This window comes from Ancylobacter pratisalsi (assembly GCF_010669125.1).
In the GTDB taxonomy this organism is placed as follows: domain Bacteria; phylum Pseudomonadota; class Alphaproteobacteria; order Rhizobiales; family Xanthobacteraceae; genus Ancylobacter; species Ancylobacter pratisalsi.
The window spans coordinates 2,398,272-2,417,437 of record NZ_CP048630.1 but is presented as its reverse complement, the minus strand read 5'-3'; the positions used below and the strand labels follow the sequence as shown (position 1 = coordinate 2,417,437).

Below are 19,166 nucleotides of genomic sequence, written 5' to 3'. Positions count from 1 at the left end.
ACGACCTGAAGGACGTGCCGCCCTGAAGACCGGCCCGGCCCGCCGTCACCCTCACCGGTGCGGCCGGTGCCGGGCGCGTCTTACCCACGCGTTTCCATAACGGAGCCCGCCTGTCGCGGGTCCGTGCTGCCCGGGATGACCGATGGTCCGTTACGTGATCATGCGCCTGTTCGGTATCGCCGCGATCCTCGTCGTGATGTCGGTGCTGGTGTTCGCCATCACCCAGGTGATGCCGGGCAACGTCGCCCATATCCTCGCCGGCCAGTTCGCCGACGATGCCACGATCCTGGCCATCGAGCACAAGCTCGGCCTCGATGCGCCGGCCTATGTGCAGTACTGGCGCTGGGCGGGTGGGGTGCTGAGCGGGGATCTCGGCAACTCGCTGATCATGGAGCGCCCGGTTGGCCCGCTGATCTGGGAAGCCTTCAAGTCCTCGGCGCTGCTCGCCTCCATCGCCTTCGTCATGGTCGCCTTCTTCGGCATCGTGCTCGGCGTGCTCGCGGCGATCCGCCAGAACAGGTTCACCGATCACGCGGTGTCGGTGTTCTCCTATGTCGGCGTTTCGGTGCCCGAGTTCTTCTGGGCCATCGTCGCCATCATCGTGTTCGCGCGCTATCTGGAATGGCTGCCGAGCGGGGGCGCGGGCAATATCTCGCAGGGGTTCTGGCCCTGGGCCTCACATCTGGTGCTGCCCTCGCTGACGCTGACCTTCACCCTCATCGCCCATGTCTCGCGCCTCACGCGCTCCTCGATGATCGAGACGCTGCGCTCCAACTATGTGCGCAACGCCCGCGCCAAGGGGCTGCCGGAAGGCGTGATCATCCGCCGCCACGCGCTGCGCAACGCGCTGCTGCCGACCATCACCGTGCTCGCGATCGATGTGGGCTGGCTGCTCGGCAACATCGTCGTGGTCGAGGCGGTGTTCTCCTATCCGGGCATCGGCCGTCTGCTGCTCTTCGCCATCGAGCGCCACGACCTGCCCCTCATCCAGGCCGGCATCCTGCTGATCGCGGGGGTCTACTGCTTCGCGAACCTGATCGCCGACCTGCTCTACGCCTATTTCAACCCGAAGATCCGGTATGGCCATGTCGAAAGCTGACGCTGTGAAAGCCGGGGCCGCACGGCGCCCGCGCTCCCTGCTGGCCGGGGCCAACCCCAAGCTGGTGGTCGGCGCGCTGGTGCTGGCGCTGCTGATCGGCGTGGCGATCGCCGCGCCGTGGATCGCGCCCTACCGCTTCGACGAGATGAGCATTCTCAGCCGGCTGAAGCCGCCGAGCCTCGCCCACTGGTTCGGCACCGACGAGTTCGGCCGCGACGTGCTGAGCCGCACGCTGATGGGTGCGCGGCTGTCGCTGCTGATGGGCTTCGCCGCCACGGCGGTGAGCCTTGCCATCGGCGTGCCGCTCGGCCTGTGGGCGGGCTACCGGCGCGGGACGATCGACGAGGCGGTGATGCGCGTCACCGACGTGCTGCTGTCCTTCCCCCCGATCATGCTGGGCCTGCTGATCCTGGCGGTGACCCCGCCCTCGCTGTGGAAGCTGATCCTCGCGGTCGGCATCGTCTATGTGCCGAGCACGGTGCGCCTTACCCGCTCGGTCACGCTGGATCTGGCCGGCGAGGAATTCGTGCAGGCCGCCCGCGCGCGCGGCGAGCACTCCGCCTACATCCTGCACGCGGAGATCCTGCCCAATGCCTGGCCACCGATCATGGTGGAAGCCAGCCTGCGCGTGACCTTCGCCATCCTGCTCGGAGCGGCGCTGTCCTTCATCGGCCTCGGCGCCCAACCCCCCAGCTCCGACTGGGGGCTGATGATCTCCGAAGCCCGTCCCCTCATCGATCGCGCCCCCTGGGTCGCGCTCGCGCCCGGCATCGCCATGGGCATCACCGTCATCGCGGTGAACCTGCTCGGCGACGGCCTGCGCGAAGTGCTCGACCCGCGCATGCAGCGGAAAGGCGGCTGATGACCTCCCCCTTGCTGTCCGTCACGGACCTTACCCTCACCTACAGCACCGGCCGCGGCCCGCTGCGCGCGCTGAACGCGGTCAGCTTCGACGTCCATGCCGGGCAGACGCTGGCCGTGGTCGGCGAATCCGGCTCCGGCAAGAGTTCGATCGCGCTCGCCGCCATGGGCCTGCTCGGCCCCGAGGCCGGACTCGCCGGCTCGATCCGCTTCGAGGACCGCGAGCTGATCGGGCTGGACGAGCCGAGCCGGCGCGACCTGCGCGGACGGGCGATCGGCATGGTGTTCCAGGACCCGTTCACCTCGCTCAATCCCAGCCTCAGGATCGGCGAGCAGGTGGCCGAGCCGCTGGTCTACCATCAGGGTCTCTCGCGCGCCGACGCGCTGGAGAAGGCCATCGCGGCGCTGGGCGAGGTCGGCCTGCCGGGCCCGCGCGAGCTCGCGTCCGCCTACCCGCACCAGCTCTCGGGCGGCATGCAGCAGCGTGTGCTGATCGCCGCCGCCATCGTGTGCAATCCACGCCTGCTGATCCTCGACGAGCCGACCACCGCGCTGGACGTGACGGTGGAGGCGCAGATCCTCGACCTGCTCGACAGCCTTCGGCGCAGCCGCGGGCTGGGCATGGTGTTCATCACGCACAATCTGGGCGTGGTGAACCGCATCGCGGACCGGGTCTGCGTGCTCTATGCCGGGCGCGTGGTCGAGGTCGGCGCCAAGGACGTGGTGCTCGGCAACCCCTCCCATCCCTACACCAAGGGCCTGCTGGCCTCGCTGCCACGCCTGACATCAAGCGGCGAGGTCAAGCCGATCGCGCCGATTCCCGGCCGCTTCCCCGACCTGATCGACGCCCCGCCCGGCTGCATCTTCGCCGCCCGCTGCCCCTTCGCCGAAGAGGCCTGCACCACCACCGAGCAGGTGCTGGCCACCGACGCCGAGGGCAATGGCGCGCGCTGCTGGAAAAGCGCGGGACTGCCCGGCTGGCCGGAAGCCCCCGCCACCGCGCCGAAGCAGCGCAGCCGGCGGGAGACGACCGCCCCGGCGCTGCTGCACACCGAGAACCTCGCCAAGCGCTACACCCGCGGGCGCCTCGGTGGCGGCATCGAATGGACCCGAAAGCTAGGCATCATTCCCTGGCCGAGCGCGCGCGCCGAAACCGTGAACGCGGTCGACGGCATCTCGCTCGACATCCATCGCGGCGAGGTGGTGGGCCTTGTGGGCGAAAGCGGCAGCGGAAAGTCGACCTTCGGGCGCACCATCCTGCGCCTCATCGACCCCTCCGCCGGGCGGATCGTCTTCGAGGGCCGGGATGTGGCGCAGGTTCCGGCCGGGGACCTCGACGAACTGCGCAAGCGGGCGCAGATCGTGTTCCAGAACCCGGATTCCTCGCTCAATCCGCGGCGCAAGGTCGGCAACGCCATCGCCCGCGCGGTGAAGCTGCAGACCAACGTGCCGGCCGAGCGGCGGCGCCAGCATGTGGAGGACCTGCTCGATCGGGTCGGCCTGCCGCGCGACTATTACGAGCGCTACCCGCACCAGCTCTCGGGCGGCGAGAAGCAGCGCGTGGGCATTGCGCGGGCTCTGGCGACGGAGCCGGACTTCATCGTCTGCGACGAACCGGTTTCGGCGCTGGATGTGTCCGTGCAGGCCACCGTGCTCAACCTGCTGGACCGGCTGCGCGACGAACTGAACCTGTCCTACCTGTTCATCTCGCACGATCTCTCGGTGGTCGCCTACATCGCCGACCGCATCGCGGTCATGTATTCGGGCCGCATCTGCGAGGTCGGGCCGGCGGAGGCGGTGCTGCAGCCGCCCTACCATCCCTATACCCAGGCGCTGCTCTCCGCCGTGCCGCTGCCGACCCCCGGCGCGGAAAAGCGCGAACGCATCCGCCTGCGCGGCGACCGCCCGCCCTCGGGCGCGCAGCGGGCGGGCTGCGTGTTCCACACCCGGTGCCCGCGCGTGATCGGCGAGATCTGCGCCACCACCGCGCCGCCGGTGCACGAGCCCCGTCCGGGCCATTCCATCGCCTGCCATCTGCCGCTGGACGAGCTGATGCGCGGGCCCCCGGTGCTGCCCGAGCCTTTGCCCGCCGCCGCCGAATAACTGTTCCAAGAAAGCGGACAGCCGCTTGCAAACCACCAAGGACGAAACGTCATGAGTGCCCGCCTCACCACGCCTCCCAAGCATGGCCACAAGAGCTTCCTCTATTCCGAACTGGCCGACGACCTCGACACGCTGCAGGCCGACATCGCGGTACTCGGCATTCCCTATGGCTCGGCCTACTCGATCGAGGAAGTCAGCAACGACCAGTCCAACGCGCCGACCGCCATCCGCCAGGCCAGCGACCGCGCGGTGCGGGCGCTTGAGCGCTACGACTTCGACATTGGCGGACCCCTGCTGATGAACAAGCCGATCCGCATGGTCGACTGCGGCGACGTGATCAACGATGCGCGCGACCTCGGCACCAGCTACCGCAACGCGGAAGCCGCCGTGCGCAAGATCCTCAAGGCCGGCGCGCTGCCGCTCATCCTCGGCGGCGACCACGGCATCCCGATCCCGGTGCTGCGCGCCTATGACGACCAGGAAGGCCCGATCACCCTCGTTCACATCGACGCCCATCTCGACTGGCGCGACGAGGTGAACGGGGTGAAGGACGGCTATTCCAGCCCGATCCGCCGCATCTCCGAGATGGACCATGTGAAGGACATCTTCCAGATCGGCATCCGCGCCCAGGGCAGCGCCCGGCAGGAGGAGGTCGACGCCGCCCTCGCCTACGGCGCCAACATCATCACCGCCTACGAGCTGCATGATGTGGGCATGGACGCGGTGCTGGAGCGCATTCCGGCCGGCGGGCGCTACTACATCACCATCGACGCCGACGGCATGGACCCCTCGGTGATGCCGGCGGTGAACGGCCCGGCGCTGGGCGGGGTGACCTACCACCAGGCCCGCAAGCTGATCCACGGCCTCGTCAACAAGGGGCGCGTGGTGGGCATGGATCTCGTCGAGATCACCCCGGCCAAGGACGTGAACCGGATCTCGTCGATTGCCGCCTGCCGCCTGTTCGTCAACCTGATCGGCGCCACCATCAAGGCCGGCTATTACGAGCGCTGACGCGGCCTTCTCCGGATCGTACGAACCTCGGGGCAGAGGACGCCCCGGGGTTCACGCCTCCGGACGGGACGGCTTCTCGGCGGCGTCCATGGCATCGGCGAAGCGCAGCAGGTCGTCCATCAGCCGCGCCAGCACCTCGCCGCCGAGCGGCTTGAGGCGGGCCCATTGCGCCTCGAACACCTGGGGAATCGCCTGATTGATCACCGCCTCGCCCGAGGCGGTGAGCTGGATCCGGATGGTGCGGCGGTCGCTCGGCTCGGGCAGGCGGGCGATGTAGTGCAGCGCCTCCAGCTTGTTGATCCGGCTGTTCAGCCCCGCCCCGCTGAGCAGCAGCGAATGGGCGAGTTCCTTCGGCGTCAGCGCGTAGGGCAGGCCGGCACGGCGCAGCGCGGTGAGCACGTCGAAGGTGCCCCGCACCAGCCCGAAGGGCTCCAGCACCTCGTCGATGAAGGCGGTGGACTGGATGTGAAGCCGCCCGATCATGCCGTAAATGTGCACCGGCACCGGGTCGATATCCGGGCGCTCGGCCTGCCACTGCCGGAAGATCTCGTCGACACGCTGGCGCGCCGCGCTGTCGGTCGAGACGCGGCGCGGCTTGCGTGCCGGCGGGTTCGCGCTCATCCCCTCGCCCTCCTCATCGCTCACGCGCTCCACGTCACCACCCGTCGTTCCAGATATTCCAGCACGTAGAACAGCGCCACGCTCATCACCGTCAACACCAGCAGCGCGGCGAAGGCGACCGGGGTCTGCGACTGCGAGGTGGTGATGAGAATGAGATAGCCCAGCCCGCTCTGCGCCGAGACGAACTCGCCGATCACCGCGCCGATCACCGCGAAGGTGATCGCCACCTTGCAGCCGGTGAACAGCGCCGGCAAGGCGGCGGGAATGCGCAGCCGGCGCAGGATCATGTGCTGGGAGGCCCCCAGCGAGCGCATAAGATCCAGCATCGCGCGGGGCACGGCGTCAAAGCCGGCGACAACGTTGACGAGGATGGGGAAGAAGCACACCAGCACCACGATGACGATCTTCGGCCATTCGGAAAAGCCGAACCACAGCGTCACCAGCGGCGCCAGCGCCACCTTGGGGATCGACTGCAGGCCGAGCAGGATCGGGTAGACGATGCGCCGCGCAATCGGATTGAACGCGATCAGCCCCGCCAGCGGCAGCGAGAGCGCCAGGGCGAGCAGGAAGCCGAACACCGTCTCGCGCAGGGTCACCAGCGCGTTCACCGCCAGTTCCGGCGCCCACTCCACGCTGGCGGCGGCGATCTGCGAGGGCGCGGGCAACAGCCAGGTCGGCACCGCGAAAGCGCGCACCAGTCCTTCCCACGCGAGGAGGGCGACAAGATAGACCAGCGGCGTCACGACGTGGCGCGAGAGGGCGCGAGACAGGGCGGGCAGATGCATGCGTCAGCCCTTCCTGTGGCCGAAAATGAGATGGCGCACCTGGTTCTTGATCTCGAGGAAACGCGGCAGGCTCTGGGTGTCGATGCTGCGCGGGCGCGGCAGGTCGACCTCGATGTCGGCCTCGATCCGTCCGGGGCGCGGCGACATCACCAGCACGCGGTCGCCGAGCAGGATCGCCTCGTCAATGTCGTGGGTAATCATGAAGGCGGTGCGCCCCAGCGCGCCCCACAGCCGCGAGAGTTCGAGCGAAAGCTCCTCGCGGGTCAGCGCGTCCAGCGCGCCGAACGGTTCGTCGAGCAGCAGAAAGCGCGGATCGGCCAGCATGGCCCGGCAGAACGCGGCGCGCTGCTTCATCCCGCCCGACAGGTTCTGCGGGCGGTGATGGGCGAAGTCCTTGAGGCCCGTCATCTCCAGCAGCTGCCAGGCCCGCGCCTGCGCACTCTCTCGCGGCAGCGACAGGATATCGGCGGGCAGCAGCACGTTTTCCAGCACGCTCGCCCAGGGAAACAGCACATGCTCCTGGAAGATGATGCCGACCTCGTGGGAGGGGCTGGAAAGCGGATTGCCGTAGCGATTGAGCGTGCCCGCGCTCGCCGGTTCGAGCCCGGCGATGAGACGCAGCAAGGTGGACTTGCCGCAGCCCGACGGGCCGACCAGGGAGACGAACTCGCCGGTGCGGATGGTGAGATCGACCGGGCCAAGCGCGTGCACCTCGCGTCCCGCGCGGTCGCGGAAATGCTTGCTCACGCCCTCCAGCGCGATCACGGGAACCTCGCGCGTGCCGTCCCCCGCGCCCGCGCTGTCCCCGTTCCGCCCTAGCGGCGCGCGCACTCCCGGCGCGCGCGCGGTCTCGACACTCATTCCACGAAGCCCTCCACCACCACGTCCTTCGGGTCGACCGGCGCGTTCAGCTTGAAGTATTTGCTGACGACGTCCACCGTCTCCTTGACGCGGGCGGGGTCGATCTTGCCGAGCGGCTGGCCGGGCACGGTGGCGAGTTCCTTCACCAGCCGGGTTTCGCCCTCGATCACGGCGGGATCGATCTGCTTCTGGTAGCCGTGCATGATGGCGGCGGCTTCCGCCGGGTCGGCGAAGGCATCCTTCATGCCCTTCAGTGTTGCCCGCACGAAGGCGCGCACCATCTCGGGCTGGCCGGCGATGGTGTCCTCGCTGGCGATGAGGCCGTTGCTGTAGAAGTTGAGACCCGCGTCCTTGTAGGCCAGCGCCGTCACCGGGTTCGGCGCGGTGGCCTTCTCGACCAGCGGCTGGCCGACGAGGAACTGGCCGATGCCATCGGCGCGCTTGGTCGCCAGCACCGAGGACAGCGACGCCCCGTCCGCCGTGACCCAGTTCACCTTGGAAGCGTCGATGCCCGCCGCCTCGGCATAGGCCGGGAACAGCAGCCGCACCGAGCTGGACGCGGTGTCGGCCAGCGTCTTGCCCTCCAGATCCTTGGGCGCCGTGATGCCGCTCTCGGTGAGGGTGAAGATCGCCTGCGGCGGCGTGGCGTAGACGATGGCCACCATCTTCACCGGCACCTTGTCATTGCCGCGCGCCAGCACCAGCGAGCCGGCATCGGCAAAGCCCATCGTGGCGGCGCCGGAGGCGACCTTCTTGATCGCGTCCGCCGAGCCCTGCCCGCGCAGGATGTTCACGTCCAGCCCCTCGGCCTTGTAGTAGCCCTTGTCGAGCGCGACGTAGAAATAGGCGTGGCGGCCATTGAAGCCGAAGTCGGTGATCAGGTTCACCTCGGCCGCCTGCGCCCCCGACAGCGGAGGGCACAAAAGGGCGGTGAGCGCGAAAAGGGCGGCCAGGCGCTTTTTCATGGGGTCGTCTCCATACGAGCATCGCGAATGTCGAGGGCGGCGAACATTTCCGGCGGCGCCCTCGTGGTGGGCCGACGGCCATTTCATTCCATTGCGAATGATTGAAGGCTAGTGACGGGTTTGATTTAGGTCAATCACCCGCCCGGCTCATTCGGTGGGCAGATGGGGGCGAATGCCGCTCATATACCGGGCATCCTGCCCAAACCCTGAACACCCCTTCATGCCTGCGTTATCAACGCTTCGTCAAGGCTCACCGGGCCGCCCGCATCCGCCTCCTGTCCGGCGCGGCGTGTCGCCGGCCATGCCGCCCCCGGCGGATGTTGCGGCTTGACAGGGGGCAAAGGCGCGCTCCAGAATTGATCATTCCATAGAGAATGAATTCCCGGATACCCATGGACCAGAACACACGCATCGCCGTGATCGGCGCCGGCATTGCCGGGCTGACGGTTGCCGGCCTGCTGCAGCAGCAGGGCTACCAGGTGAGAGTGTACGAGCAGGCGGCCAGGTTCTGGCGCATCGGCGCCGGCATCATTCTCGGCGCCAGCACGGCCAAGGTGATGCGGCGCCTTGGAATCGAGGACGGCATGGTGCGCGCCGGCATCAAGCCCGACGCCTTCGTCAGCCGCGATGTCGCCAGCGGGCGGATCCTGAACGAGCTGGTGTTCGACGCCGCGCGCGAGGCCGATTTCGGCGGCCCCTTCGTCAACATCCACCGCGCCGACCTGCACCGCCTGCTGGTGTCGCGGCTCAAGCCGGGCACGATCCACTTCGACCACCGGCTCGACGGGCTCGACGAGGGGCCGGGCGCGGCGGTGCTGTCCTTCGACAATGGCGAGCGGGTGGAGGCCGACATCGTGATCGGCGCCGACGGCATCCATTCGCGGGTGCGTGAGGCGATCCTGGGGCGCGAGCCACCCCGCTATATCGGCAAGGTGGCGCTGCGCGCGGTGTTCCCCAGCGCCCGCGCCGCCGGCGTGCCGATGCGCGACTGCACCAAATGGTGGGGCGCGGACCGACACCTGCTGGCCTATTTCATGACCGACCGGCGCGACGAATGCTATGTCATGGCGGCCGTGCCCAGCGAGGAATGGGGCGCCGACACCCCGCCCGCGCCGGGCACGCGCGAGGACTTCCTGAGCGCCTTCCCGAACGCGCATCCCGACCTCACCGCGCTGCTGGAAGCGGTGGACAATGTCTCCCTGCTGCCGATCTGCGACCGGGAGCGCAACGATGTGTGGAGCGCGGGGCGCGCGGTGCTGATGGGCGATGCCTGCCACGCGGTACGCCCGTTCATGGCGGCCGGCGGCTCGATGGCGATCGAGGACGCGGCCATCCTGTCGCGTGCCATCGCCGCCTGCGACAGTCCCGAGGCGGCCTTCCGCACCTATGTCGCCAACCGGGTGCCCCGCGTGGGCGACGTGCAGCGCATCTCGGCGGAGAATTCCTGGCTGAAGCTGCCCGGCGATACCGGCTGGTTCTTCGGCTACGATCCCTTTACCGACACGCTCGACCACGCCGCCTGAACATTGCTCACCCGAACCATCCCGGAGCCGCCATGCCGCGCGCCGCCATCGAGGCCGATCTCGACCATCTGACCGCGCTCCGGCACGATCTCCACGCCCATCCCGAGCTTGGCTTCGAGGAACACCGCACCGCCGCACGGCTGCGCGCGGAACTGGAGGCCTGCGGCATCCCGGTCGTCGGCGGCATCGGCGGCACCGGGCTGGTCGGCATCGTCGAGGGTGCGGGCGGGCCGGGGCGCTCCGTCGGCCTCCGAGCGGACATGGACGCGCTGCCGATCGAGGAGGACAGCCATCTGCCCTGGCGCTCTACCGTGCCGGGGCTGTTCCATGGCTGCGGGCATGACGGGCATGTCACCATGCTGGTCGGCGCGGCGCGCCACCTTGCCGCCGACAGGGACTTTGCCGGCCGGGTGGTGCTGATCTTCCAGCCGGCGGAAGAAGGCCGGGGCGGCGCCCGCGCCATGCTCGCCGACGGCCTGTTCATGCGCTTTGCCTGCGACGAGGTCTATGCGCTGCACAACGACCCCAACCGGGATTTCGGCGAGGTCGCCCTGCGAAAGGGAGCGGTGAGCGCCAGCGCGGATTTCTTCGACATCGAGATCACCGGCGATGGCGGGCACGCCGCCTTTCCCCACCGCACCATCGATGCCGGGCTGGTGGCGATCACCATCGCCCAGGCGCTTCACGCCATTGTCGGGCGCAATGTCGATCCCAACGAGGCCGCGGTGGTGTCGGTGACGGGGATGAACGCCGGCGCCACCTACAACGTCATCCCCGGCACGGCGACGCTGTCGGGCACCATCCGCACCTTCTCGCCCGCCACCCGCACGCTCATCGCCGGGCGCATCGAGGCGCTGTGCGCGGGCATCGCGCAGGGCTACGGCGCACGCGCCAGCGTCTCCATCCGCGACGTCTTCAGCACGCTGGTCAATCACGATACGCAGGCCGACGCGCTGGCCGGCGCCGCCCACGCGGTGGTGGGCGCGGACAAGGTGGTGACCGACACCGCGCCGGTGACCACCAGCGAGGATTTCGCCGACATGCTGATGGCGGTGCCGGGGGCCTACTGCTTCCTCGGGCAGGGCCATGGCGCGGCGTTGCACAACCCGCGCTACGCCTTCAACGACGCCATCATCCCCACCGGCGCCGCGCTCCTCGCCCGCATCGCGCGGGACCGGACGGGCTGAGGTCCGCCCCCCTCAGGGCCGCGCCAGCGGCAGGTGCACCTGCTGCACCAGCCCGCCGCCCGGCCGGTTGGTCAGCACCAGCCGCCCCTCGCTCGCGGTGATGATCTCATGGGCGATCGCAAGGCCGAGACCGGCGCCGGGCACCGGCTTGCCGCGCGCCGGATCGACCCGGAAGAAGGGTTCGAACACCCGCTCCATCAGCGCCTCGGGGATGCCCGGCCCCTCATCGGCGATGGTCAGGACGGCCTCCCCCTCCACCGCCTTCACGGAGACTCGGGCGCTCCGGCCATGGGTCGCGGCGTTGATGGCGAGGTTGCGGATCGCCCGGCACAGCGACAGCGGGCGTGCCATCACCTCCACCGGCTCGGCGTGGTCCAGCTCCACCTTCATGTCGATGCCCTTGAGCTCGGCGACCACCTCGCCCACCAGCTCGTCGAGCCGCACCCGGCTGCGCGCCGTATCGTTCACCTCCTCGCGCACCAGCCGGATCGCGCTATCGGCGATGCGGTCGAGTTCGATCAGATCGTTGATCCAGGTGGTGCGCTCGGCCTCGTCCTCGATGAACTCGGCGCGCAGCCGCATTCGGGTCATCGGCGTGCGCAGATCGTGCCCCGCCGCCGCCACCAGCCGGATACGGCTCTCCATGGCCTGCTTCAGCCGCGAGGACAGCCGGTTGATGGCCTCGGCGGCGGCGCGCACCTCGGTCGGCCCCTCCTCGGGAAGCGGATCGAGCCGCCCGTCGGGGCCGATGGTGGCGGTGGTGCGCTCCAGCAGCGCCAGCGGCTCGGTGAGCCGGCGCACCGCGACGACCATCACCAGCGTGGTGCCGAGCGCCATCACCAGCACCCAGCCCGCGAGCGCCCAGTAGCCGTTCTGCGGCGCGGGCGGCGCCGTCAGCGGCATGAGCAGCCAGCGCCCGTCGGCAAGCTGGCCGGAGATGATCGGCCAGGGCACGCCTTCCACCCGGCGTATCGTCACCCGTTCGGTGCGGCCGGCGCGGGCAAGGGCGGCGTTGATCCCCTCCGTGGGGCCCGGCTCGGCCGTACCGCCGGGCGGCGCGGCGCGCAGACCCGCGGTCGCGGCCGGGTTGACCAGCGCCCCGTCCTGCCCGGCGCCGGCGGCGAGATCGGCCAAAAGCCCCCATTGCGTGGCAAGCGCGGCGTCGGCCTCCTCAAAGTGCGGCGGGGTCAGAAGCAGGAGGGAAAGCCCGGTCGCCAGCAGCGCCACCACCAAGACGGCGCCCACCAGCAGCGCGGTGACTTTGGTGCGAAGCGTGTTCACGACACCTCCGCCGGCCCGTCGGGCCCGTCCACGAGTTCCACCGGCACCGCGAGCTGGTAGCCCCCGTTGCGCAGCGTCTTCAGTATCTTGAACTGTCCGGCATCCCCGAGCTTTCGCCTCAGCCGGCTCACCAGCACGTCGATCGAGCGGTCGAAGGCACCCGGGCTGCGGCCTTGGGTGATGTCGAGCAGCTGATCGCGCGAGAGCATCCGCCCCGGACGCTCCAGAAAGGCGACCAGCAGGTCGAACTCGGCCCCGGTCAGCGCCACCTCCGCGCCGGCCGGGTCATGGACGAGGCGGGTGGCGGAAATGGCGGTGAAGCCGGCAAATCGAAAGCTCTGGCGGGCCGGCGCGGCCGGCGCCTCGCGCACCGCCGTCCGCCGCAGCACGGCGCGGATGCGCGCCAGCAGCTCGCGCGGGTTGAACGGCTTGCCGAGATAGTCGTCGGCGCCGACCTCCAGCCCGATGATGCGGTCGACATCCTCCTTCAGCGCCGTGAGCAGGATGATCGGCACGCTGGAACGCCCGCGCAGATCCCGGCACAGGTCCAGCCCGGAAACGTCCGGCAGCATCAGATCCAGCACCACGATGTCGATGCGGTTCGAGGCCAGGCGCTCCTCGGCCTCGCGCCCGTTGTTGGCGAGGCTGACGCGAAATCCCTGCCCCTGGAGATAGCGGCCCAGCAGCCGGCGGATTTCCTGATCGTCGTCGACGACAAGGACATGCGTACTCGCTTCCAACGGGTTCCTCCCGGCGATGATGTGCTTCGGAAGAGGCAGCAATGATGTGCCGCCATCAATGCGGAAATGGCAACCGAAGGTTTCCAGACGCCCTCCAGCAACATTGGGCAACAAAAAGGGGCGACGGCGTCAACGTTCGGAAACCGTGAGACCTTCGCCGGAAACACAGGGCCCGGATAGTGCAGCATCGAAAATTGGATGTGAGCACCCGATGCCGAAACATCTGTTCACCTGCCTTGTGGTCGGCGGCGCGCTCGGCGCCGTGCTGGCCCCGCCCGCCCTGGCGCAGGAAGTCCCCCCGATGGCCTCCCGATCAAGCGCGTGGGGTGCCATCGCCACGCCCGTCCCGGTGCCGGGACGCGTGGCGCTGACGGACTGCGTGATGGCGTGCCCCGTCGGCGCGACGTCGCTCGGCACCGACGCCGATGGCGCATTTCCGTCCGCGTTGGCTTTCGGTTCGAGCGAGGCCGATACGAGCGAGGCCGAGGCCGGCGGGGTGTCCGTCCTGCCGTTCCCGCCGCCGCCGGAAGGTTTCGGACCGCCCGGATTTCCGCCCCCCGGATTTGCGCGCGATGACGTGCCGCCCCCGCCGGGCGACCCGCTCGTCCTTGCCGCCAGCCTGTCCACGCTCGAAACCTATATCGGCATCACCAGCGCCCAGCTTGACGCCTGGCGCGGCTACACCGACGCGCTTCAGGCGCTGATGGCCGGGCCGAACCCCGGCGAGGAGCCTGCCGCGCCGGATGCCGACATGCTTCCCGGCGAGCGGCTGGCGCAGGCGCTTGCTACCCACGGCGACGAGGCCCGCCGCCTGACCGCGGCCATCGGCACGCTGCGTGGCGCGCTTTCCAAAGCCCAGCTCGCCCGGTTTGCCGAAGCCGAGCCGCTGTGCCCGCCGCCGTTTTCCCCGCCGGGCTCACCGCTTCCCGGCCCCGCATCGCCGGCCCGATAAGCCCCTCCATCCCCCCGGGTATCGCCCAATCCGGGGGCGCAGGGAACCGATCACTATGCGCCCCCCCGCGATCGGTTCCCGGCGGTGGACGCGTCGAAAGGCGCGTCCACCGCTTCCCATTTTCACGGCGCACCTCTCGACGGTGATCGCGTTCGGAACGTCGTCGAGGGCGCACCCACGCGCAGGATCATGACCACACATCCCTCCGTCTCCCTTTCGCGCCTCAAGCTTCTCTCCGTCCTGCTGCTGCTCGCCGTCCTGGCGGGCGGGGGCTGGCTGTTGTGGGACAAGCTGTCGGCTCCCGCCGCCCCGGTCTATATCAGCGCACCCGTCGTCATCGGCGACGTGGAAAGCACCGTGCTGGCCACCGGAATCCTGAAGCCGGTGAAGCTGGTCGCGGTCGGCTCGCAGGCCTCCGGGCGCATCACCTCGGTCAAGGTGGCGCTGGGCGACACGGTGCATGCGGGCGATCTTCTCGCCGAGATCGATTCCGTCACCCAGCAGAACGACCTGCGCACCACGCAGGCGACGCTGGCCAAGGTGCGGGCGCAGCGGACCGAGAAGGAGGCGACCCTCGCCCTCAACCAGAAGACGCTGGACCGCCAGACCCGCCTGGTGGCGACCAATGCCGTCTCGCGCACCGATTTCGACAGCGCCATCGCCGAAGCCGACGTCACCCGCGCCCAGATCACCGCGCTGGACGCGGACATCGATGCGGCCGAGGTCGCGGTGGCCACGGCGGAGGCCAATCTCGGCTACACCCGCATCACCGCCCCGATCGACGGCACCGTGCTCGCCATCGTCAGCCAGGAAGGGCAGACGGTGAACGCCACCCAGTCGGCACCGACCATCGTGGTGCTCGGCCAACTCGACACCATGACCGTGCGCGCGGAGATCTCCGAAGCCGACGTGGTGAATGTCGCGCCCGGACAGGCGGTCTATTTCACCATTCTGGGCGAGCCGGACCGGCGCTACGAGGCGCGCCTCGCCTCGATCGAGCCGGCGCCTGAATCGGTGCGCAACGATACGAGCTTCAGCACCACCTCGTCCGCGTCGAGTTCCAGTTCCTCTTCGTCCAGCACCTCCGAGGCGATCTACTACAACGGCATCTTCACCGTGCCGAACCCCGAGCGGCGGCTGCGCACCTACATGACCGCCGAGGTTCACATCGTGCTCGGCGCCGCCCACGAGGTGCTCACCATTCCCTCGGCCGCTCTTCTCACCGGGAGCACGGATGGCACCGCCCGGGTGCGGGTGCTGGACGATGACGGCCGCGCAGTGGAACGCGCCATCGAGATCGGCCTCGACGACCGGATGAACGTCGAGGTGCGCGCGGGGCTCACGCAGGGCGAGCGCGTGGTGTTGAAGGAAGCCAGCACCACCGCGTCGCCGGCCTCCGGGGGCGGCCCGCCCTCGCCAATGGGGTTCTAGGCCATGGACGCACCTCTCATCGCGCTGAAGGGGGTCTGGCGCGAATATGTCTCCGGCGAGGACCGGCTGCAGGTTCTCAAGGAAATCGACCTCACCATCGAAGCCGGGGAAATGGTCGCCATCGTCGGCGCCTCCGGCTCGGGCAAGTCGACGCTGATGAACATTCTCGGCCTGCTCGACCGGCCGAGCCTTGGCAGCTACCACATACGCGGCCGCGCCACCGGCTCGCTGGACAGCAACGAGCTGGCGGCGCTGCGGCGGGAGCATTTCGGCTTCATCTTCCAGCGCTACCACCTGCTGGGCGAACTGACCGCGCGCGACAATGTCGAGGTTCCCGCCGTCTATGCCGGCACCGAACGCGGCGCCCGCCACGGCCGCGCCAGCGCCCTGCTGGAGCGCCTGGGCATGGGCGCGCGCGCCGATCACCGCCCCGGCCAGCTCTCCGGCGGCCAGCAGCAGCGCGTCTCCATCGCCCGCGCCCTGATGAATGGCGGCGAGGTCATCCTCGCCGACGAGCCGACCGGCGCCCTCGACAGCCGCAGCGGCGAGGAGGTGCTGCGCATTCTCGAGGAGCTGAACGCCGAGGGGCGCACCGTCATCCTCGTCACCCACGACCCCGCCGTCGCCGCCCGCGCGCGCCGCGTCATCGAGATCAGCGACGGCGTCATCACCGCCGACCGCCGCCGCGAGGCATCGCCCGCCCCCGCATCCGAGCCGGTCTCCGCGCCGACGGCGAGGACCGAGTGGGCGGACGCGGGCAAGGGCAGCCACCTCACCGCACTGGGCGAGGCGCTGCGTATGGCGCTTCTGGCGATGAACGCACACCGCATGCGCGCCTTCCTCACCATGCTCGGCATCATCATCGGCATCGCCTCGGTGGTGTGCGTCGTCGCCCTTGGCGAGGGATCGCGCCAGCGCGTGCTCACCAACATCTCCAGCCTCGGCACCAACACGATCGAGGTCTTCGCCGGCAAGAGCTACGGCGACGTGCGCTCGGCGAAGATCAGCACGCTGGTGATCTCCGACGCCGACGCGCTTGCCGGCCAGCCCTATGTCGCCGCCGTCACCCCGACCGTCTCGACCTCGGCCGTGATCCGCTACCGGGCGGTCGAGGCCAACGCCCTCGTCAACGGCGTCGGCGCCCAGTACTTCCTGGCCAAGGGCACCCACCTTGCCGAGGGCCGGCTCTTCGGCACCGATGCCGTGAAGCGCCGCACCCAGGAAGCGGTGATCGACGAGAACACCCGCACCACCCTGTTTGGCGAAGGCGTCAGCGCGCTCGGGCGGGTGATTCTGGTCGGCTCCATGCCGGCCCGTATCGTGGGCGTCACCGAACCCCAGCAGGGTGGCTTCGGCTCCAACCAGAACCTGTCGGTCTACCTGCCCTACACCGCCGTGCAGACCCGCCTCATCGGCTCGCAGTCGCTGCGCTCCATCACCGTGCGCGTCGCCGACGACGTCTCGTCCGGCCTCGCCGAGCAGGCGGTCACCGATCTCCTCACCCGCCGCCACGGCAGCAAGGACTTCTTCATCCTCAACACCGACGACATCCGCCGCGCCATCACCTCGACGACCCAGACCATGACCGTGCTGATCGCCGTCATCGCCGTGATCTCGCTGGCGGTCGGCGGCATCGGGGTGATGAACATCATGCTGGTCTCGGTTTCCGAACGGGTGGGCGAGATCGGGGTGCGCATGGCGGTCGGCGCGCGGCGGCGCGACATTCTCCAGCAGTTTCTCATCGAAGCCGTGCTGGTGTGCCTCATCGGCGGGGTGCTGGGCATCGCCCTCGCCCTCGCCTTCGGCCTGGTGTTCGCGCAGGTACAGACCGGCTTCAGCCTGGTCTATTCCGCCACCTCCATCGTCACCGCCGTCGTGTGCTCCACCGCGATCGGGGTCGGCTTCGGCTACCTGCCGGCCCGGCGCGCGGCGAGGCTCGATCCCGTCGAGGCGCTGTCCCGGACCTGAACGCAGCGGACCTGAACGCAGCGAGCGTGAACGCAGCTAGCGGGTGGCCCCAAGCCGCGCCAGCGCACGCGCCAGCACCACCTCCGGCGCACCCGAAGCGTCGATCGTTGTCCAGCCCGGCGCGCCTGAATTCCACGCCGCCTGACGGCGCACCACCTCGGGGGTGGCGTCGGAAGCATCGCCGCGCCGCGCCTCCACCCGCGCGGCGCGGGCTTCCACCGGCGCGTCCAGCCACAGGCCGATGAACGCCGCGCCATGGCCGCGCGCCACCTCCTCGATCGCGGCGCGCTCGTCCACGCGCTGGTGCATGCCGTCCACCACCACGGCGTGGCCGGCGGCGAGCACCGCGCCGGCACGGGCGCGCAGCTCGGCATAGACCGCATCGGCCGCCGCCTGCGAATAGGCCGTGGCCGGCAGCGCCTCCAACTCGTCCACGCCGGCCAGCCGCTTGCGCTCGACATCACTGCGCAGATGCACCGCGCCCGGCGCGGGACCGATATGCGGGGCGAGGTTCGCGGCCAGCGTGCTCTTTCCGGTGCCCGACAGCCCGCCGACCGCGATGAGCCGCGCCGGTACCGGGACCAGCACCCGCTCGGCATAGGAAAGATAGCCCAGCGTCTCGGCGTGCGCCGCGGCCCGTGCCGCACCCGGGCGCGAACCGAGCGCCGCCGCCATCACCCGCGCCCTGATGCCCGCGCGCAGGGCGAGAAACAGCGGCAGCGCCGTCAGCCCGTCATAGGGCGGGGCGTCTCCGCAGGCGGCGAGATAGCGGTTCAGCATCAGGTTTGCCGCGTGCGCCTGCCCGCGCCTGTCCAGATCCATCAGCAGGAAGGCGAGGTCGTAGAGCCGGTCGATGGTGGCCAGCGCTTCGTCGAATTCCAGCGCATCGAACAGCACCGGCGTGCCCTCGATCAGCGCGACATTGCGCAGGTGCAGGTCGCCATGGCAGCGCCGCACCTCGCCCGCCCGCGCGCGGCGCGCCAGCAGCGGGGCCAGCCGCTCCCGCGTGTCGGCCAGGGTGCTGGCGAACGCGGCCACCCGTGCCGGCGCGAACAGCTCGGGCATTTCGCCCAGCCCCTCGATGAGGCCGTCCGCCACCCCGGCGAGCGAGGCCGCCGGGTCGACATCGCGGTGCACCGCCGCGCCCTGGTGGAAGGCGAACACCGCCTTGGCCAGCGCGTCGATCCGCGCGGGGGTCAACCCGCCCGCGTCGGCGATGCGGTCCAGCGTCGCGTTCTCGTCGAAGCGGCGCATATGCACCGCCCATTCGACGATCTCGCTTCCCGGCGCGCCCTCCCCGCCCAGATGCAGCGCCCCGTCGCGGCGGGTGATGGCGACCAGATCGAGATAGATATCGGGCGCCGCCGGCCGGTTCAGCTCCAGCTCGCGCCGGCAGGCCGCCTCGCGCCGCGCCAGGGTGGAAAGGTCCATGAAGGAAAAGCGCACCGCCCGCTTCACCTTGTAGACATCGTCCCCCACCAGAAACAGCGCCGCGCCATGGGTGTCGATGCGCGTCACCTCGCCCGAAAACCCATGGGTGGCGGGGTTGGCGAGCAGGGCGAACACCGGCTGCTGGTCGGCGACGACATGGTCGGCGGGGTGGGAATCGGTGGCGGTCATGAACGGTCCATGGGCGGCGGGCGCGGGCGCCATCTTAACCGCCCCCGCCGCGGGAAACAGGCGTCGACGCGCATCCGGGGGCCCGCGTGCGGCCCGCACGCGCCGAATTGACCATGGGCGGCAGGCCGATTCCGGCTTAAGCATGCCGCACAAGCGCC

General features: G+C 69.8%; 16 protein-coding genes. 9 read left to right on the top strand and 7 right to left on the bottom strand.

Annotation, left to right across the window (positions count from 1 at the left end):
• Positions 1–142 precede the first annotated feature (142 nt).
• From G3A50_RS11430 to G3A50_RS11415, 4 genes are read left to right on the top strand one after another with little or no spacing between them, the layout of a single operon-like run.
• Entirely contained in the window at positions 143–1,099 is a 957-nt protein-coding gene (locus G3A50_RS11430) for an ABC transporter permease (RefSeq protein WP_163075395.1), read from the top strand.
• Complete coding sequence (locus G3A50_RS11425; protein WP_163075394.1) at positions 1,086–1,961, top strand: ABC transporter permease; 876 nt, start codon at positions 1,086–1,088, stop codon at positions 1,959–1,961. Before G3A50_RS11430 ends, G3A50_RS11425 begins: the two co-directional genes overlap by 14 nt.
• Positions 1,961–4,063, top strand: a complete 2,103-nt coding sequence (locus tag G3A50_RS11420; RefSeq protein ID WP_163075393.1) for a dipeptide ABC transporter ATP-binding protein — start codon at positions 1,961–1,963, stop codon at positions 4,061–4,063. The genes G3A50_RS11425 and G3A50_RS11420 overlap by 1 nt, the downstream gene beginning before the upstream one ends.
• Positions 4,064–4,114: 51 nt before the next feature.
• Positions 4,115–5,074, top strand: coding sequence for an agmatinase (locus G3A50_RS11415; protein WP_163075392.1), 960 nt, complete (start codon positions 4,115–4,117; stop codon positions 5,072–5,074).
• Between the two features lie 51 nt (positions 5,075–5,125).
• Here G3A50_RS11415 and G3A50_RS11410 read toward each other — a convergent pair whose 3' ends face one another.
• From G3A50_RS11410 to G3A50_RS11395, 4 genes are read right to left on the bottom strand one after another with little or no spacing between them, the layout of a single operon-like run.
• Positions 5,126–5,695, bottom strand: a complete 570-nt coding sequence (locus tag G3A50_RS11410) for a MarR family winged helix-turn-helix transcriptional regulator (RefSeq protein ID WP_163075391.1) — start codon at positions 5,693–5,695, stop codon at positions 5,126–5,128.
• 20 nt (positions 5,696–5,715) lie between these two features.
• The gene (locus G3A50_RS11405) at positions 5,716–6,480 is read right to left on the bottom strand and encodes an ABC transporter permease (protein WP_163075390.1); all 765 of its coding nucleotides are present in this window, start codon (positions 6,478–6,480) and stop codon (positions 5,716–5,718) included.
• A 3-nt stretch (positions 6,481–6,483) separates the two neighbouring features.
• Positions 6,484–7,341 carry an ABC transporter ATP-binding protein gene (locus G3A50_RS11400; RefSeq protein WP_210255128.1) on the bottom strand — a complete coding sequence of 286 codons (858 nt, stop codon included), beginning with the start codon at positions 7,339–7,341 and terminating at the stop codon, positions 6,484–6,486.
• Entirely contained in the window at positions 7,338–8,306 is a 969-nt protein-coding gene (locus tag G3A50_RS11395; RefSeq protein ID WP_163075389.1) for an ABC transporter substrate-binding protein, read from the bottom strand. The genes G3A50_RS11400 and G3A50_RS11395 overlap by 4 nt, the downstream gene beginning before the upstream one ends.
• Positions 8,307–8,698: 392 nt before the next feature.
• On the opposite strand from G3A50_RS11395, the gene G3A50_RS11390 reads away from it, so the two are divergent.
• Both G3A50_RS11390 and G3A50_RS11385 read left to right on the top strand, forming a co-directional pair.
• Positions 8,699–9,829, top strand: coding sequence for an FAD-dependent monooxygenase (locus G3A50_RS11390; protein WP_163075388.1), 1,131 nt, complete (start codon positions 8,699–8,701; stop codon positions 9,827–9,829).
• Between the two features lie 32 nt (positions 9,830–9,861).
• Entirely contained in the window at positions 9,862–11,016 is a 1,155-nt protein-coding gene (locus tag G3A50_RS11385; RefSeq protein WP_163075387.1) for an amidohydrolase, read from the top strand.
• Between the two features lie 12 nt (positions 11,017–11,028).
• Here the strand turns inward: G3A50_RS11385 and G3A50_RS11380 are convergent, their stop codons facing one another.
• Positions 11,029–12,297, bottom strand: coding sequence for an ATP-binding protein (locus G3A50_RS11380; protein ID WP_163075386.1), 1,269 nt, complete (start codon positions 12,295–12,297; stop codon positions 11,029–11,031).
• On the bottom strand, positions 12,294–13,037 hold the full coding sequence (locus G3A50_RS11375; protein WP_163075385.1) for a response regulator: 744 nt from the start codon (positions 13,035–13,037) through the stop codon (positions 12,294–12,296). Before G3A50_RS11375 ends, G3A50_RS11380 begins: the two co-directional genes overlap by 4 nt.
• A gap of 211 nt (positions 13,038–13,248) precedes the next feature.
• On the opposite strand from G3A50_RS11375, the gene G3A50_RS11370 reads away from it, so the two are divergent.
• The 3 genes from G3A50_RS11370 to G3A50_RS11360 all read left to right on the top strand — a co-directional run bounded on the left by G3A50_RS11370 (position 13,249) and on the right by G3A50_RS11360 (position 17,388).
• On the top strand, positions 13,249–13,989 hold the full coding sequence (locus tag G3A50_RS11370) for a hypothetical protein (protein WP_163073200.1): 741 nt from the start codon (positions 13,249–13,251) through the stop codon (positions 13,987–13,989).
• Between the two features lie 189 nt (positions 13,990–14,178).
• Positions 14,179–15,420 carry an efflux RND transporter periplasmic adaptor subunit gene (locus G3A50_RS11365; protein ID WP_163075384.1) on the top strand — a complete coding sequence of 414 codons (1,242 nt, stop codon included), beginning with the start codon at positions 14,179–14,181 and terminating at the stop codon, positions 15,418–15,420.
• Positions 15,421–15,423: 3 nt separating this feature from the next.
• Entirely contained in the window at positions 15,424–17,388 is a 1,965-nt protein-coding gene (locus G3A50_RS11360; protein ID WP_163075383.1) for a MacB family efflux pump subunit, read from the top strand.
• A gap of 36 nt (positions 17,389–17,424) precedes the next feature.
• Here the strand turns inward: G3A50_RS11360 and G3A50_RS11355 are convergent, their stop codons facing one another.
• Entirely contained in the window at positions 17,425–19,008 is a 1,584-nt protein-coding gene (locus G3A50_RS11355; protein WP_163075382.1) for a bifunctional aminoglycoside phosphotransferase/ATP-binding protein, read from the bottom strand.
• Positions 19,009–19,166: the final 158 nt, after the last annotated feature.

Bases quoted from the DNA above. Each gene is read 5' to 3' on its own strand.
- G3A50_RS11395 (WP_163075389.1), bottom strand. From the start codon at position 8,306: ATGAAAAAGCGCCTGGCCGCCCTTTTCGCGCTCACCGCCCTTTTGTGC.
- G3A50_RS11405 (WP_163075390.1), bottom strand. From the start codon at position 6,480: ATGCATCTGCCCGCCCTGTCTCGCGCCCTCTCGCGCCACGTCGTGACG.
- G3A50_RS11425 (WP_163075394.1), top strand. From the start codon at position 1,086: ATGTCGAAAGCTGACGCTGTGAAAGCCGGGGCCGCACGGCGCCCGCGC.
- G3A50_RS11370 (WP_163073200.1), top strand. From the start codon at position 13,249: ATGCCGAAACATCTGTTCACCTGCCTTGTGGTCGGCGGCGCGCTCGGC.
- G3A50_RS11390 (WP_163075388.1), top strand. From the start codon at position 8,699: ATGGACCAGAACACACGCATCGCCGTGATCGGCGCCGGCATTGCCGGG.
- G3A50_RS11355 (WP_163075382.1), bottom strand. From the start codon at position 19,008: ATGACCGCCACCGATTCCCACCCCGCCGACCATGTCGTCGCCGACCAG.
- G3A50_RS11385 (WP_163075387.1), top strand. From the start codon at position 9,862: ATGCCGCGCGCCGCCATCGAGGCCGATCTCGACCATCTGACCGCGCTC.
- G3A50_RS11360 (WP_163075383.1), top strand. From the start codon at position 15,424: ATGGACGCACCTCTCATCGCGCTGAAGGGGGTCTGGCGCGAATATGTC.
- G3A50_RS11410 (WP_163075391.1), bottom strand. From the start codon at position 5,695: ATGAGCGCGAACCCGCCGGCACGCAAGCCGCGCCGCGTCTCGACCGAC.
- G3A50_RS11415 (WP_163075392.1), top strand. From the start codon at position 4,115: ATGAGTGCCCGCCTCACCACGCCTCCCAAGCATGGCCACAAGAGCTTC.
- G3A50_RS11400 (WP_210255128.1), bottom strand. From the start codon at position 7,341: ATGAGTGTCGAGACCGCGCGCGCGCCGGGAGTGCGCGCGCCGCTAGGG.
- G3A50_RS11365 (WP_163075384.1), top strand. From the start codon at position 14,179: ATGACCACACATCCCTCCGTCTCCCTTTCGCGCCTCAAGCTTCTCTCC.
- G3A50_RS11430 (WP_163075395.1), top strand. From the start codon at position 143: ATGGTCCGTTACGTGATCATGCGCCTGTTCGGTATCGCCGCGATCCTC.
- G3A50_RS11420 (WP_163075393.1), top strand. From the start codon at position 1,961: ATGACCTCCCCCTTGCTGTCCGTCACGGACCTTACCCTCACCTACAGC.